Annotated in this window: 10 protein-coding genes; 1 reads left to right on the forward strand and 9 read right to left on the reverse strand. The window is 67.2% G+C overall.

All coding sequences use genetic code 11. From position 1 onward, the window contains the following. Window positions 1–8: 8 nt before the first annotated feature. From ACSFA5_RS05455 to ACSFA5_RS05480, 6 genes are all read right to left on the reverse strand, one after another. The gene (locus tag ACSFA5_RS05455) at window positions 9–1028 is read right to left on the reverse strand and encodes a LacI family DNA-binding transcriptional regulator (RefSeq protein WP_435443021.1); all 1020 of its coding nucleotides are present in this window, start codon (window positions 1026–1028) and stop codon (window positions 9–11) included. A gap of 134 nt (window positions 1029–1162) precedes the next feature. Then, window positions 1163–1903, reverse strand: coding sequence for a cobalt ABC transporter substrate-binding protein (locus ACSFA5_RS05460; protein WP_435443022.1), 741 nt, complete (start codon window positions 1901–1903; stop codon window positions 1163–1165). 23 nt (window positions 1904–1926) lie between these two features. Then, entirely contained in the window at window positions 1927–4104 is a 2178-nt protein-coding gene (locus tag ACSFA5_RS05465) for a TonB-dependent receptor (RefSeq protein WP_435443023.1), read from the reverse strand. A 452-nt stretch (window positions 4105–4556) separates the two neighbouring features. Beyond that, complete coding sequence (gene lspA / locus ACSFA5_RS05470) at window positions 4557–5084, reverse strand: signal peptidase II (protein ID WP_435443024.1); 528 nt, start codon at window positions 5082–5084, stop codon at window positions 4557–4559. After that, on the reverse strand, window positions 5084–7933 hold the full coding sequence (gene ileS, locus ACSFA5_RS05475) for an isoleucine--tRNA ligase (protein WP_435443025.1): 2850 nt from the start codon (window positions 7931–7933) through the stop codon (window positions 5084–5086). The genes lspA and ileS overlap by 1 nt, the downstream gene beginning before the upstream one ends. 122 nt (window positions 7934–8055) lie before the next feature. Further along, complete coding sequence (locus tag ACSFA5_RS05480) at window positions 8056–9093, reverse strand: bifunctional riboflavin kinase/FAD synthetase (protein WP_435443026.1); 1038 nt, start codon at window positions 9091–9093, stop codon at window positions 8056–8058. Between the two features lie 167 nt (window positions 9094–9260). On the opposite strand from ACSFA5_RS05480, the gene ACSFA5_RS05485 reads away from it, so the two are divergent. Continuing rightward, window positions 9261–9821: an HNH endonuclease gene (locus ACSFA5_RS05485; protein ID WP_435443027.1), complete on the forward strand. Its 561-nt coding sequence runs from the start codon at window positions 9261–9263 to the stop codon at window positions 9819–9821. A gap of 6 nt (window positions 9822–9827) precedes the next feature. On the opposite strand, the gene ACSFA5_RS05490 is transcribed toward ACSFA5_RS05485, so the two are convergent. From ACSFA5_RS05490 to ACSFA5_RS05500, 3 genes are all read right to left on the reverse strand, one after another. Beyond that, a complete protein-coding gene (locus ACSFA5_RS05490) occupies window positions 9828–10616 on the reverse strand; it encodes an enoyl-CoA hydratase (protein WP_435443028.1) in 789 nt (262 codons plus the stop codon). A gap of 9 nt (window positions 10617–10625) precedes the next feature. Continuing rightward, window positions 10626–11996, reverse strand: a complete 1371-nt coding sequence (locus tag ACSFA5_RS05495) for an alpha/beta fold hydrolase (RefSeq protein ID WP_435443029.1) — start codon at window positions 11994–11996, stop codon at window positions 10626–10628. Window positions 11997–12080: 84 nt separating this feature from the next. Then, a complete protein-coding gene (locus tag ACSFA5_RS05500) occupies window positions 12081–13196 on the reverse strand; it encodes an acyl-CoA dehydrogenase family protein (protein ID WP_435443030.1) in 1116 nt (371 codons plus the stop codon).

The following is a 13196-nucleotide window of genomic DNA, read 5'->3' on the forward strand; positions in this document are numbered from 1 at the left end:
GGGTGGGGTCAGGACACTGCGGCGTTGTTGTCTTCGCGCGCCGCAGCGCACGACTCGCCGTCTCGAAAGGCATGGGGCAGCAGCAGGCTGGCGTCGGCCCGCAGCGCGGTGCCGCCGGCCATGGCCTGCATCAGCAACTCGACGCTGTGGCGGCCGATGTCGCTGTTGGGTTGCGCGATGGTGGTGAGCGCGGGCGTGAGGTCTTCGCCCAGCGCAATGCCGTCGAAGCCGACCACGCTCAGGTCGTCGGGCACGGCCAGTCCGCTGAGGTGCGCGGCGCGGATGCTGCGAATGGCCAGCAGGTCGTTCGAGCAGACCAGGGCGCTCGGGCGGTGGCGCATCTGCAGCTGGCGGGAAAGGGCATCGACGGCGGTTTCGACGAAGGGCACTTCGATGAGGGTGGGCGCGGTGAGGCCGGCCTCGGCCATGCCCCGCTGGTAGCCGCGGTAACGCTGCTGCGCGCGGTCCGACGCGGCCAGCGTGCCGCTGACCATCGCGATGCGCCGGTGACCCAGCAGCACGAGCCGCGTCACCGCATCGGCCACGGCGCCTTCGCTGTCGACCGACACGCAGGGGTGGTCTGGGTGGCGGTTGTAGGCCAGCACATAAGGCACCCCGGCCGCTTGAAGGCGGGGCAGGGTGGCCGATGTGGAGGGGTTGGACACCACGAGGATCAGCCCGTCGACATTGCCGGCCAGCAGCAGGTGCACGGCGCGCTCTTCTTCGTCGAGCCGGTAGCCGGTGGTGACGGGAATGATCGCGTAGCCGCCCGCGACGGCGGCGCGCGCAATGCCTTGCAGGCACTCGGCGAAGGTCGGGTTCAGCAGCGTGGGCAGCACCACGCCGAGCACGCGGCTGCGCTGGGTGCGCAGGGTGCGCGCGCTGGCGTTGGGCAGGTAGTTGAGCTCGCGCGCCACGCGCTCCACCAGCTCGCGGGTGGCGGGCGTCACCTTGTCGGGGAAATTGAAGGCCCGCGACACGGTGGCCACGGAGACCCCGGCTTTGGCTGCTACGGCTTGAATGCTCATCGTGCGGTGTTCATGTAATCGATTACATTGGACCGCGGCAGTATGTCTTTGTCATGACATCGCCTGATAGCCGTAGAAACCCTTGTGCTACGGCGGGCGCATGGGCCGGCCGGTCGCGCCCGAGCGCGCAACCCTCACTTGTTGGGAGCGGCAGCCGGCCCCGCCGCGATCGGCGCAATGCCGTCCGGCTTGACGTAGGTCAGCGTGGTGACGTAGCTCACGCTCTCGAACTTCTCTGGGCCGGCGGCGCCCGGGCGTTCGCCGGCCACGCGATCGGTCAGGCTCACTTCGGCCACGTAGGTGCCCTTCCAGGGCATGTCGAACTTCACGAGGCCCTGCTCGTCGGTACGGCCTTCCTTGGACCAGCCCGATTGCGTGACCAGCGCCACCTTGGTCTTGGCCTTGGACTCGCCCTTGAAGAACAGCTTGAACTCTCCCGCGGTGCCCGAAGGCACGAGGTCGAGCACCAACTTCGGTGGCTGTGCCGCCAGGCTGCCGACAAGCCGCGCGGCCGGGTAGTAGCGGGCGAGGCTTTCCTTGTCGCCCTGCTTCGTGGTGTAGAGCGGGTAGCCCGCGTCTTCGGCCACGATGCTGTCGCCGCGCGCAGCGCCGAAGGGCAGCGCAAAGCCGTCGGCTGTCTTGCGCGGGTCCACGCTCTGTTCGCCCTTGGCCGACAGCAGCGTGGCCGTGGGCTTGCCGAACTTGTCGAGCAGGCCGGGCGACGCTTCGCGCAGGTTCTCGCCGTACTCGCCGAAACGCACGGTGGCGGTCTTCTGGCCTGCCGGTTGTTCGATCCAGATCTGGTGCGCTTGGGTGGCGTCTGCGAAGCCGAGCAGCGCGAAGGCGGCCGCGGCGAGGGAGGAGATTCTTGTCATGAGAAGGTCTTTTCGAAGAAGGTTCAGAAGTCGATGGAGGCCGACAGCATCAGCGTGCGCGGTGCGCCCACGGTGACGTAGGTGCTGGTCACCCAGTAGTTCTTGTCGAATACGTTCTCCAGGTTGGCGCGGAAGGTCACGGCCTTGTTCGCCACCTTGGTGGCGTAGCGCGCGCCGATGTCCAGGCGGGTCCACGACGGAACGCTCAGGCGGTTGGCAGCGTCTGCATACACCGACGATGTGTTGATCACGCGGCCGTTGAGGCTCAGGCCCGGCACGCCGGGAAGGTCCCAGTCCAGGCCGAGGTTGAAGGTGCGCTTGGGCACGCCGGCGGCGTCGTTGCCCCGGTTCACGTTGCCGGCGGTCTGCGTCAGCTTGGCGTCGTTGAAGGCGGCGCTGGCCATCACGCGCAGGCCGGGCTGGAGTTCGCCGTAGGCCGTGAGCTCCAGGCCGCGGTTGCGCTGCTCGCCGCCGAAGCTGTAGACCAGCGTGGTCGGGTCGGTGAGGCTGTTGGGCCGCGTGATCTGGTAGACCGCGGCCTGCGTGGTCAGCGGGCCCCAGTCGGCCTTCACTCCCACTTCGTGCTGCCTGGATTTTTGCGGCGCGAAGGTCTCGCCGACGTTGGCGGTGCCGGGCCCGGCGGTGCCGCCGCGCGTGAGGCCGGCGGTGTAGTTGGCGTACACCGAGACGTTCTTCACCGGCTTGAACACCACGCCGGCCAGCGGCGTGACGGCGCTGGCCTTGTAGCGGCTGACCGATGCGCCGGTGGTCTGCGAGAAGCCCTCCTGCTCGATGGTCTGGTCGCGCAGGCCCAGCGTGACCAGCAGGCGGTCGTCGATGAACGACATCGTGTCGACCAGCACCACGCTGGACTGCTTCAGGTCCGCCGACTTGGTCGCCGGTGTGCGGGTGGCCGTCACGGCCGGCAGCGGCGCCGGGTTGTAGAGGCTGGAGCGGTTCGTGCGCGCGGAGGTCGCGTAGAAGAAGCCCGACTCCTGGTCGAGCATGTTCACGCCCAGGGCCAGCGTGTGGCCGATGCTGCCGGTCTTGAAGCGGGTGCGAATGCCGGCATCGGCCGCCGTGGTCTTGCTGTAGAAGTCGTAGTAGGCGTTCGACACGCTGAAGTTGCCCAGCGAGTCGGGGCGGCCGCTCGGGAAGGTCTGCATGTAGTCGAGGTCGGTGTAGCCGACGTTGCCGTAGACGACGGTGTCGTCGTTGATGTCGTACTCGATGCGCGAGATCGTGGTCTTGGCGTTGTCCTTCAGTTGCGTGCCCGGGTAGAAGTTCAGGCGGGCCGAGGGCGGCTCTGGAATGACCGAGATGCCGGCGGCAAAGCTGGTCTGCGGGCGGAACTCGCGGGTGTCGCCGCGGCTGGCGAACGCGTCGAGCGACCAGCGCAGGCGCGTGCCCAGGTAGTCCAGGCCCAGCGTGGCCAGGCCGAGCTTCTGCTTGCCGTTGTCGATGTTGCCTTCGCCGTTGCGCACCACGCCGTTGACGCGCACGCCCCATTGGTTGTCCTGGCCGAAGCGGCGGCCCACGTCCAGGTGCGTGCCGAACTGGGCGTCGCTCATGTAAGTGGTGGTCAGCCGGGTGAGCGGCACGTCGGCCGCGCGCTTGGTCACGACATTGATGCTGCCGCCCACGCTGCCGGTGGGGCCGACGCCGTTGGCCAGCGAGCCCGGGCCCTTGAGCACCTCGACGCGCTCGACCATCTCCAGCGGAATGCGCGTGGTGGGCGCCAGGCCGAACAGGCCGTTCATGCCGATGTCGGCATTGGGCACGGTGAAGCCGCGAATCTGGAACTCGTCGCCGAAGCCGCCGCGGGACGTGAGCGGGCGCACCGACGCGTCGTTCATCACCACGTCGGCCACGCTGAGCGCCTGCTGGTTGTCGATGAGTTCAGAGGTGTAGTTCGTGGTGCTGAACGGCACGTTCATCAGGTCGGTGATGCCCAGGATGCCCAGGCTGCCGCCGCGTGCGAACTGGCCGCCGGAGTAGGTCTTCTGCAGGCCGCCGATGGCTTCGGCCTGGTCGGTCACGACCACCTCCTTCAGTTCGGTCGCCGTGGTGGCGGTCTGTGCGGCGGCGCCCGCCGCGGCGAGGATGAGCGAAGCTCCGAGGCACTGGCGCAGCAGATGTGCAAGCGGGGTGGGCGTGAAACGAAATTCTGCGCGAGAGAAATGGGCAGTCGACGAATGCATGGGCGGAGAAGGCGAGAAGAGAAGGCGGAGGGGACCGGCGGGGCCGGACGGCTGCAGGGCAAGAACCCCGGGACACGACGCCAGTAAAAGTCGGAGCGACCGGCTTGTTAACGTCTTATCGCAAATGAAAACCATTCCGATAATAATGTTCACCTAAGTAAACAGTGCCAGTTCCCCTACGACGCGATGCACAAACGATCGATCGTTGTTCTGGCGAGACGCATGCCGTGCGACGTGAGCGCCGTGTGTGGGACGAGCCGTGCTCCAGCGCTGCGCTTGCGTGAAGTGCCCGTCGTTTTCTGAGGATCTCGTGCGCGATGTACGCGCGTGCCCGCCCGGCGCGCAGCCGGGAGATTCACATTTTTTGTGGCGCTTTTGCCGTCTTGCGGCCGGCGCCGTCGAGCTTGTCTTGGGGCTGCGCCTTACCGTCTACGCGGCGCTGGCCACCCAGGTCACTTGCCTCGACGAACCCGGCGGATCTCGTCGACGATCAGGCAGATCGCCCCCAGCGTGATGGCGCTGTCCGCCGCATTGAACGCCGGGAAATACCAGTTGCCCAGGTGAAAGCTCAGGAAGTCGACGACGTAGCCGTGCATCATCCGGTCGACCACGTTGCCGATGGCGCCGCCCAGGATGCAGGCCATCGAAAACGAGAACAGCTTCTGCCCCGCGTGCGAGCGAAGCATCCACACGATGAAGATCGCCGCGGCCACGCCGATGGCCGTGAAGAACCAGCGCTGCCATCCCGAATGGTCGGCCAGGAATGAAAAAGCCGCCCCCGTGTTGTGCGCGCGCACGACATTGAAGAAGCTCGTCACGTACGTTGCGTCACCCAGCTTGTAGTAGCCCAGGATCAGCGTCTTGGTGAACTGGTCGATGATCACGATGATCAGCGCCAGCCCCAGCCAGGGCCAGATGCCCAGACTGCCGCCGCGTGAACGCGATGCCGATGCGGAGCGTGTGGAACGTGTCGTGGCCATCAGGCAAAGCTCCGCGATTCGCCGGCGCCGAACAGGTTGCTGGTGCAACGCCCGCAGATCGTCGGATGGGCCGGGTCCTGGCCCACGTCGTCGCGGTAGTGCCAGCAGCGCTCGCACTTCTGCGCGGTGCTCGGCGTGACCACCGTCGACAGCGTTTCGCCCGCCGCCAGCGCGATGGCCGAGGTGATGAAGACGAACTTCAGGTCCTCGCCCAGCGAGCCCAGCAGCGCGAAGTCGTCGGCCGGCGCCGTCACCTGCAGGTCGGCCTGCAGCGACGAGCCCACCTTGCCTTCGGCGCGCACCGCCTCGATGTCCTTGTTCACCGCGTCGCGGATCTCGCGGATGCGGCCCCACTTGGCGAGCAGCGCTTCGTCGGGTGCGTCGAACTGGCTGTACGTCTGCGTGAAGATCGACTCGCCCGGCTTGCCCGTGCCCACGAACTTCCAGGCTTCTTCGGCCGTGAAGCTCAGGAACGGTGCCATCCAGCGCAGCATGGCTTGCGAGATGTGCCACAGCGCCGTCTGCGCACTGCGGCGCGCCAGCGAGCCCGGTGCGCTCGTGTAGAGCCGGTCTTTCAGGATGTCGAGGTAGAAGCCGCCCAGGTCTTCCGAGCAGTAGATCTGCAGCTTGGACACCACCGGGTGGAACTCGTACACCTTGTAGTGCGCAAGGATCTCGGCCTGGAACTGCGATGCGCGTGCCAGCGCGTAGCGGTCGATCTCGAACAGCTGGTCGAGCGGCACCGCGTCCTTCGCGATGTCGAAGTCGCTGGTGTTCGCCATCAGAAAGCGCAGCGTGTTGCGGATGCGGCGGTACGAGTCGACCACGCGCGCCAGGATCTTGTCGTCGCCCGCGATGTCGCCCGAATAGTCGCTCGCGGCCACCCACAGGCGGATGATTTCCGCGCCCAGCTTGCTGCTGATTTCCTGCGGGTCGATGCCGTTCTTGAGCGACTTGCTCATCTTGATTCCCTTGGAATCCACCGTGAAGCCGTGCGTGAGCAGGCCGCGGTACGGCGCGCGGTCTTCCAGGGCGCAGGCGATCAGCAGCGAAGAATGGAACCATCCGCGGTGCTGGTCGTGGCCCTCGAGGTACAGGTCGGCTTCGGGGCCCGTCTCGTGGTGCACGTTGGGGTGCGTGCCGCGCAGCACGTGATAGAAGGTCGAGCCCGAGTCGAACCACACCTCCAGGATGTCGGTGCTCTTGGTGTAGCTCGGCGCATCTTCGGCACCGAGGATTTCCTCGATGGTCACGCGGCTCCAGGCCTCGATGCCGCCCCGCTCGACGATGTCGGCGGCCTGGTCGAGGATTTCCATGGTGCGCGGATGCAGCTCGCCCGAATCCTTGTGCAGGAAGAACGGGATCGGCACGCCCCAGCTGCGCTGGCGGCTGATGCACCAGTCGGGCCGTCCGGCGATCATGTCGTGCAGGCGCGCCTTGCCGTTCTCCGGATAGAAGCTGGTCTGCTCGATGGCGTCGAGCGCGGTCTGGCGCAGCGTCTTGGGCGCCTTGTCCTTGGTGAACACGCCTTCGCCCTCGTCCATGCGAATGAACCACTGCGCCGCGGCACGGTAGATCACCGGCGTCTTGTGGCGCCAGCAGTGGGGGTAGCTGTGGGTGATGGTCTCGGTGGTCAGCAGGCGGTTGGCGTCGCGCAGCGCGGCGATGATGACCGGCACGGCCTTCCAGATGTTCTGGCCGCCGAACAGCGGAAAGTCGGGCGCGTAGCTGCCGTTGCCCTGTACCGGGTTCAGGATGTCGTCGTACGCCACGCCGTGGGCCACGCAGGAGTTGAAGTCGTCCACGCCGTAGGCGGGCGAGGAGTGGACCAGGCCGGTCCCGTCGGTGGCGGTGGCGTAGTCGGCCAGGTACACCGGCGACAGGCGCTTGTAACCCGCATCGACGTCGTACAGCGGGTGCTCGAATTCGAGGCCGCCGAGCTGCTCGCCCTTCACCGTGGCCAGCACCTTGCCGTCCAGCGCATAGCGCGTCATGCACATCTCGACCAGCGAATTGGCCAGGATCAGCAGGCCGCGCTCGGTGTCGACCAGCGAATACTCGATTTCGGGGTTGAGGTTGATCGCCTGGTTGGCTGGGATGGTCCACGCGGTGGTGGTCCAGATCACGGCGAAGATGTCGCCCAGGATCGTGTGGTCGGTGCCGAAGGCCTTGAGCACCTTCTCGCGCTCGTGCGCCTTGAAGGCCACGTCGATGGTCTGGCTCTTCTTGTCGGCGTATTCGATTTCGAACTCGGCCAGCGAGGAGCCGCAGTCGAAGCACCAGTACACGGGCTTGAGGCCCCGGTACACGAAGCCGCGCTCGATCACGCGCTTGAACGCGCGCAGCTCGCCGGCTTCATTGGCGAAGTCCATGGTCTTGTACGGATGGTCCCATTCGCCCAGCACGCCCAGGCGCTGGAAGTCGACCATCTGCTGGGCGATCTGCTCGGTGGCGAAGGCGCGGCTCTTGGCCTGCATCTCGTCGCGGCTCAGGTTGCGGCCGAACTGCTTTTCGATGGCGTTCTCGATCGGCAGGCCGTGGCAGTCCCAGCCGGGCACGTAGAGCGCGTCATAACCCTCGAGCTGGCGCGCCTTGGTGATCATGTCCTTCAGGATCTTGTTCACCGCGTGACCCATGTGGATCTGGCCGTTGGCGTAGGGCGGGCCGTCGTGCAGGATGAACTTGGGCGCGCCGTGGCGGGCGTCGCGCAGGCGGTGGTAGCGGCCTTCGTCGTTCCATTCCTTCACCCAGCCCGGCTCGCGCTTGGGCAGGTCGCCGCGCATCGGGAAGGGGGTGTCGGGCAGGTTCAGCGTGGAACGGTAATCTTTGGGGGAAGCAGCGTCAGACATGGTGGGGTGCGAACAGAGGGGGCTTCGACAGGCTCAGCCCGAACTGCATTGAGCGGTCGGTGCGGAAGATAAAGCCGTTCGCCCTGAGCTTGTCGAAGGGCGGCAGCACGGTGCGTGCAGGGCTAAATTCGATCGCGCGTGGTCTGGCGGTGGGTTTCTGCGTGGGTCGATGCAAAGAACGCACGTGCGTCGCGCCCATCCTTCGCGATGCCCGCTGTGAGGGCCTCGAGGCTGGTGTAGCGCAATTCGTCGTGCAGTTTGTGCAGCAGTTCCACGCGGACGATTTTACCGTAGGCCCCTTCGCTCCCGAGATGGGAGGGCCACTCCAGGCAATGGGTTTCGAGCAGGACCCGCCCGCCGTTGACGTCGTTGGCGTCCAGCGAAGGGCGCACGCCCAGGTTGGCCACGCCCGGCAGGGGATGATCGGCCAGGCCGTGCACCAGCACCGCGAAGATGCCGCTGGCCGCCGGTTTCCAGTGCTTGAAGCGCAGGTTGAGGGTGCGAAAGCCGTCGTCCTGGCCCGGCGACGAGGCGCCCAGCGCGCGGCCGAGCTTGCGGCCATGAACCACGTGGCCCGAGATGGTGTACGGCCGCCCCAGCAGGGTGTGGGCGTCGGCCATGCGGCCTTCGGCCAGCGCCTCGCGCACCGCCGAACTGGAAACGCGCAGGCCGTGGACCTCGTAGCTGTTCATGCGCGCGACGTCGAAACCTCGCGTTCCGCCGGCCGCATCGAGCATGGCGTAGTCGCCGGCGCGCTTGGCGCCGAAGCGGAAGTCGTCGCCCACCAGCACATAGCGCGCGCCCAGGCCGTCGACCAGCACGTTCTGGATGAATTGCTCGGGCGACTGGGATGCCAGCCGGCCGTCGAACGGCAGCACGACGGTCTGCGCCACCCCGCAGGCCGCCAGCTCGCTGAGCTTGTCGCGCAAGGTGCCGATGCGCGCCGGCGCCAGGTCGGGCTTCTTGGTGATGGCCGCGAAATAGTCGCGCGGGTGCGGCGCGAACGTGAGCACGCAGCTCGGCAGCCCGCGCTGGCGGGCCTCGGTCTGCAGCAGCGCGAGCATGGCCTGGTGGCCACGGTGCACGCCGTCGAAATTGCCAATGGTGAGAGCGCAGGCAGGGGCCACGCCCGGGTGCCGGAAGCCGCGAAAAACCTGCATCGGTGAGTATCTTTTTGATAGCGCCTTTCGCCCGCCAATTGGGCGAATCAGGCCGATTTGTCACAAAGCCGGTATATTGTGACGCAGTGCGGTGACAGGCGTGGGCCTGCAATGCGCTCCGTGTCCCTGGTCTTTCCGTGGTTCTTCCCTTTTTTGAGGAGACGTTGGTGAAGGTCTTGAAGCTGTCGGCCCAAGGGCTGCCCCAGTCATGGATTTCGCTCGAACAGGCGGTGATTCACTACGCGGCGGACGAAGTTCGCTGGGAAGTGGGCGCGCAAGTGGCGATCTTCCGTGGCGGTCACAACGCGGTCACGGGCGAGCAGTCGCAGATTGCCATCAACAGCATCATCGGCACCAAGGGCGTGCCGCGCATCAACCCCTTCACCCAGCGGCCCGGCCTGACCAACAGCAAGCTGTTCTCGCGGGACCGCAACGTCTGCGCCTACTGCGGCGGCCACTTCCACGAAGACGAGCTCACCCGGGAGCACATCATTCCCTTTGCCCAGAAGGGCATCGACACCTGGATGAACGTGGTCACGGCCTGCAAGCCGTGCAACCACCGCAAGAGCAGCCGCACGCCCGAGCAGGCGAACATGCCGTTGCTGTATGCGCCCTACGTGCCCAGCCTCTGGGAAGATTTCATTCTGCGCAACCGCCGCATCCTGGCGGACCAGATGGAGTTTTTGATGGCGCACCTGCCGCAAAGCTCGCGGCTGCACGACAGTTAGCTGGCTTCAGCGCTTCCAGGCCGGCGGGCGTTTCTCGATGAAGGCCTGCACGCCTTCGAGCGCGCTCTCGTCCATCATGTTGCAGGCCATGGTCTGGCTGGCGTCGACCAGCGCGGCCTCGATGCCGGTTTCGAGCTGGCGGTAGAACAGGGCCTTGCCCAGCGCCAGCGCCCGCCGGGGTTTGGCGACGATGCTGGCCACCAGCGATTCAACGGCCGCGTCGAGTTCCGCAGGCGCCGCCACCCGGTTGACCAGCCCCTTCTCGCGGGCTTCCTGCGCACCGATGAATTCCCCCGTCACCAGCATCTCGAACGCCTCTTTTCGCCCCAGGTTGCGCGACAACGTGACGCTGGGCGTGGCGCAGAACAGGCCCACGTTCACGCCGCTGACCGCGAACCGTGCCTCGCTCGACGCCACCGCCAGGTCGCAGACCGCCACCAGCTGGCAGCCCGCCGCCGTCGCGATGCCGTGCACCCGCGCGATCACCGGCACCGGGAGCTTCTGGATCGACAGCATCACCGCGCCGCACCGCTCGAACAGCTGCTGGTAGTAGCCGAGCGACGGCTCGGCGCGCATTTCCTTCAGGTCGTGGCCCGCGCAGAAGGCCTTGCCCGCCGCCGCGATGACGACGGCGCGCACGCTCTCGTCAGCCGCGACCTCGCCAAGTGCCTGTTCCAGCGCGCCCAGCATGCCTTCCGACAGAACATTGAACGACGACGGCCGGTTCAGCGTGAGCGTGACCACGCCGCGGTCGTCGCGCGACTGCAGCACGAAGGGAGCGCCCGTGTCGTTCATGGCGATGCCTCAGTAGGTGAGTTCGAGCACGGTCGTGTGCTCGTTCGCGGCCGGCCATGTGAGGCCGGTGATGCGCTCGCCGTTGAACTCGCCCATCACCGCGCGCGGTGCGCCGCCGCCTTCGACGCGCAGCCGCGAGGTCGACACGCCCGCCCCCTTGGGCGGGACGCCTGCCGGCGGGCTCTTGCCGTCGAAGCTCAGGGTGTCGCGCTGCGCGTCGAAATAGCCGCGCGGACGCGTGAACACCACGACCGAGCTTGCGCCGTTGTCCGCCGGCGTGACGCGCTCGGGCCGCAGGTGAACGAAATTGCCGCTGCGCGGAAACGGGCTGCGGTAGATGTGCGTGGTGCCGTAGCCGGGTGCCGCCAGCGCGAATTCGTAGCTCGCGTCGCTGCGTGCCTTGAAAGGCCCCCAGCGCCCGTCGGCGCCCACGGACTGGGTATGCACGGCCTCGCCGAGCCGCACGCCGGTGGCCGGGTCGACCGGGTACACGGTCACTTGCGCGCCGTTCAGCGCCAGGTTTTCGGCGCCGATCGCGCGGCCGTCGAGCACGACGCTCGGTTGCACGGCGATGTCCGTGCTGCGCGGTGCCTGGCCCGTCAGGAACTGCCACGTCGCGGCGAATGCGGCAGGCGAGAACGAGGTCTCGCGGTGGTCCGCGCGCGGCAGCACGACATTGGTCGCGCCCTTGAGCGCCGGCCCGTCGAAGCCGATGTTCGTCGGCTTGCCGGGCGCGCCGATCCATACGCCGTCGGGCTGGGCGTACTTGTCGTTGTTGTCCGAGCGCAGGGTCATCCACTTCACGCCCTGCGTGACCTCTTCGCCGTTCGGCCCCTTCGGCGCATTGAGCTGCTGCATGAAGCCCGAGAGCCCCGAGAACTCGTTGTTCTCGCGGAAGCCCTTCACGGCCCAGATGCCGTGCGCCGGGTTGCCGCCCAGCACCACATGGCTCACCACGGCCGCGCCGCCGCCGTTCTGCACGTAGTTGCGAATGGTGTTGCCGCCGCGTGAATTGCCGACCAGCACGACCTTGCCGGCGCCCGTGGCCTTGAGCACCTTGTCGACCTGGGCCTTGAGGAACACGGCCGAATCGGCCGTCGAGCTGCGCCCGGGCTGGGCCACGGCATCGTCGTCGCGCCCCAGCGGGTTGGGCTGGTCGAACGCGAAGAGCCGGTCGCCCGGCCAGCCGTTCGACTCGAAGCGCCAGATCGTCGTTTGCCAGAGCGCGGCCGAATCGCCGTTGCCGTGCACGAACACGATGGGCGGGCGCTCGGTGTACGACGGCGATGAAGGGGTGGCGCAGGCGGTGAGCATGGCGGTGGCGGCGATGGCCGAGGTCGTGGCGACGGCCATGGCAAGGAGGGTGCGGCGGGATTGCATGTTTCGTTCCTGGGGCAGGTTTTCAAGTGAAAACGCCCGCCGGCGCAAGGCGGGCGGGCGTTGGATGCTATGAGAAAAAGACCGTCAGGCGAAGACGCCGGCCGTGTCCTGCATGCGTGCCGACACTTCGCCCAGGTGGTGCAACGTGTCGCCGAAGGTCATTTCCATCTGCGTGAGCTTGCGGAAGTAGTGGCTGCCGATGTATTCGTCGGTCACCCCGATGCCGCCGTGCAGCTGCACCGAGTTCGCCGCGACGTAGCGCATCGACGTGCCCAGCTGGTACTTGGCGCGCGCCAGCGCCTGGCGGCGTTCGTCGGCCGGGGCGTTGAGCTTGAGCGTGGCGTAGTAGCTCATGGAGCGTGCGAGCTCCAGCTGCATCTTCATGTCGGCCACGCGATGGCGCAGCGCCTGGAAGCTGGAGATGACCACGCCGAACTGCTTGCGCTGGTTCATGTAGTCGACGGTCAGCGCGACGGTCTTGTCCATCACGCCGACCGCTTCGGCGCAGGTGGCGGCAATGCCGACGTCCACCGCGTGTTCCAGTGCGGCCAGGCCGTCGGCCGTGAGCAGCGTGGCGTCGGCCTTGTCGAACACCACCTCGGCCGCGCGGCTGCCGTCCTGCGTGCCGTAGCCGCGGGCCTCGACGCCGCTGGCGCTGCGCTCGACCAGGAAGAGGGCGATCTTGCCGTCGACCTTGGCGGGCACGATGAAGGCGTCGGCCTCGTCGCCCACCGGCACCACGCTCTTGGCGCCGGTCAGCGAATAGCCGCTGCCCGACTTCACGGCCGTGGCGTCGCACACGTCGAGCCGGTAGCGTGCCTTGCGCTCCTGGTACGCCAGCACCACGATGGCCTGGCCGCCGGCGATGCGCGGCAACCAGCTTTCCTTGGTGCCTGCATCGGCATGGCCGCTGAGCACCGCGCCGGCGATCAGCGTCTGCGCGAAGGGCTCCAGCACGATGCCGCGGCCCAGCTCTTCCATCACGACCATGCCGGCCACCGGGCCCATCCCCAAACCGCCGTCGTCCTCGCTGATGTAGAGGCCGCCCAGGCCGAGTTCGGCCAGTTCGTCCCAGGCCTCGCGCGAGAAGCCGCCTTTGGCCTCGATGCCGCGACGGCGCTCGAAGTCGTAGCCCTTGTCGACCCACTTGCGAACGGCGTCGCGCAGCTGTTCCTGATCGTCGGTGAAATTGAAATCCAT

The sequence above is a fragment of the Variovorax monticola genome (genome assembly GCF_051216855.1).
Classification (GTDB): Bacteria; Pseudomonadota; Gammaproteobacteria; order Burkholderiales; family Burkholderiaceae_C; genus Variovorax.

Coding starts and splice junctions, on each gene's coding strand:
- ACSFA5_RS05500 (WP_435443030.1), bottom strand. CDS start 13,196: ATGGATTTCAATTTCACCGACGATCAGGAACAGCTGCGCGACGCCGTT.
- ACSFA5_RS05460 (WP_435443022.1), bottom strand. CDS start 1,903: ATGACAAGAATCTCCTCCCTCGCCGCGGCCGCCTTCGCGCTGCTCGGC.
- lspA (WP_435443024.1), bottom strand. CDS start 5,084: ATGGCCACGACACGTTCCACACGCTCCGCATCGGCATCGCGTTCACGC.
- ACSFA5_RS05480 (WP_435443026.1), bottom strand. CDS start 9,093: ATGCAGGTTTTTCGCGGCTTCCGGCACCCGGGCGTGGCCCCTGCCTGC.
- ACSFA5_RS05465 (WP_435443023.1), bottom strand. CDS start 4,104: ATGCATTCGTCGACTGCCCATTTCTCTCGCGCAGAATTTCGTTTCACG.
- ileS (WP_435443025.1), bottom strand. CDS start 7,933: ATGTCTGACGCTGCTTCCCCCAAAGATTACCGTTCCACGCTGAACCTG.
- ACSFA5_RS05490 (WP_435443028.1), bottom strand. CDS start 10,616: ATGAACGACACGGGCGCTCCCTTCGTGCTGCAGTCGCGCGACGACCGC.
- ACSFA5_RS05495 (WP_435443029.1), bottom strand. CDS start 11,996: ATGCAATCCCGCCGCACCCTCCTTGCCATGGCCGTCGCCACGACCTCG.
- ACSFA5_RS05455 (WP_435443021.1), bottom strand. CDS start 1,028: ATGAGCATTCAAGCCGTAGCAGCCAAAGCCGGGGTCTCCGTGGCCACC.